2 protein-coding genes are annotated in these 1847 nt (G+C 49.9%); one reads left to right on the plus strand and one right to left on the minus strand.

Translation table 11 applies throughout. The annotated features are described in order from the left end of the window. The first annotated feature begins 365 nt into the window (after positions 1–365). Entirely contained in the window at positions 366–989 is a 624-nt protein-coding gene (locus ABYW01_RS20750) for a hypothetical protein (protein WP_372836427.1), read from the plus strand. Between the two features lie 510 nt (positions 990–1499). Here the strand turns inward: ABYW01_RS20750 and ABYW01_RS20755 are convergent. Continuing rightward, positions 1500–1847 (minus strand): hypothetical protein (locus tag ABYW01_RS20755; RefSeq protein ID WP_372836428.1); only part of this gene is annotated, 348 nt, incomplete at its 5' end.

Raw genomic sequence — 1847 nt, forward strand, 5'->3', positions numbered from 1 at the left:
ATCATCGAAACCGAGAAGCAACTGAATGCGCAGAAGAAGTGGCTTTGGGGGCAAAAGGACTTCCACCGCGAGCGCGTTGGCGTGATCGCTTCTACTTGATAAAAGAAAGGCTCCTTCGGGGGCCTTTTTTAATGCGCCCAAATTTGGACTCATCTAATTCTCAGGCTGGCTGAAATTCTAAGCCAGCTTGAGGATGCCCATTTCGTACACACCTGTGTAAGTTCCTATATTAGAATTAACTGTTTCATACACCCCTTATGCACAATATCGTACACATCTGGTATATTTAACGTTTAACAGTGTTGCACAGTTTCTCTCAATTCTGGGCCGCCATTATGATTACATTTAAGTTCGGAGCAAACGGAATGCCATTCCTCCTAGACGATGACCGCGATGCGGAGCTATTTGAGCACTTTTCTGACCCTGATCAGAACGGTGACGAATACGCTCGTCTGAACGCTATCGCTGGCGAGGATATCAGTCAGCAGATCGGCTTTCAGGTGCCTGAAGGTTACGAGCTGCGCATGGTAAAGCACCCTAATGCTGTCACCGAGCTTGAAGTGTTTATGCTTAATCATAAGACTGAGCGCGTAGCGTACTTCAATCGCGTAGAAAAGCTGGACCTGCACTTGGATAAAGTAGGTGACGATAAGCCAGTAAGCCAGGTGATGATTTGGCGTGCTGTTGGTCGTACTGGTGATGGTAAAGCGACACGCGACCTGGTTCAGGCGGTGTTCTTTAATATGCTGGTCGACAGCTACAACATTGTTGTCAGCGATTCCGAGCAGACTCGTGACGGCCACCGCATGTGGGAAGGATTGCTGCTTGAGGCCATGGAGTCAGACGAATTGATCGCTGCGGCGGGTGACATTTCCAATGGGCACCTGTACATCATCGAAACCGAGAAGCAACTGAATGCGCAGAAGAAGTGGCTTTGGGGGCAAAAGGACTTCCACCGCGAGCGCGTTGGCGTGATCGCTTCTACTTGATAAAAGAAAGGCTCCTTCGGGAGCCTTTTTTAATGCGCCCAAATCCGGGCTGATCTAAGGCAGGATTCTGCCTTAGCTACTTAACGCCCTCCACTGGTGGAGGTTAAATTTTGCACTACCTTTTTTGTGTAGTGATCTTCCATACAGCGGCACTACCCTGTTTCGGGGCAGTGAAGAAACTGGACGAAGACACCGAAGAGATCCGTCCACCAATGGTGGATGAACAAGCTATACACTACGAGACTTTCGTAGCGCCTCGAGCGCAGATCTTGCGCCCGCTTTAGGGGTAGTGAAGAAACTGGACAGATCTGTCTAGTTTTGGAACGCGCCCACTGTTCCGGCGAATTTCGTCGCAACTAAGCGCTCAAAGCTAATCCAAATTGCGGGTCAGCTTCAAGGGAGGTACAGTGCCCCCAAATCTGGGGAGACCAAACGATACGCTCAAATCTGAGCGTATCTCCCCTTCGTCCGAATTCCGGATGAAGCCTCTGTATAGACTGTTATCCTATACTAATCAGGCCAATTCTTATCGCTTGACTCTGCTTGTCGCTTTAAGCTATCAATTTCTTCGTCCGTGACGCCGCGAGCAATCATAGCTGCGGCCTTGCCGAACAACTCCTCTAGAGCAAAAGGAATAACGGCACTCTCCGGTAATTCGACCTCAGGATGCTTCTCCAGCATCTTCTTCGCCGCCCATCGTCCAATTCGCTCAGTCAACTCCTTCTCAAAGTCATCGCTCGTCTCCTGGAAGGCGATGAATGCCATGTCGTGCATCGACTGTAGCTCATCCGGTTTTGCTCCTGAGGGAATGAAGCTTTCCTCCAGTCGCTGAAGAATCTCCGCGTTTAAGCTAATCCC

The sequence above is a fragment of the Pontibacterium sp. genome, from assembly GCF_041587635.1.
Classification (GTDB): domain Bacteria; phylum Pseudomonadota; class Gammaproteobacteria; order Pseudomonadales; family Balneatricaceae; genus Pontibacterium.

What these genes read in the sequence shown, in the direction of transcription:
- ABYW01_RS20750 (WP_372836427.1), top strand. Translation starts at nt 366, where the DNA reads ATGCCATTCCTCCTAGACGATGACCGCGATGCGGAGCTATTTGAGCAC.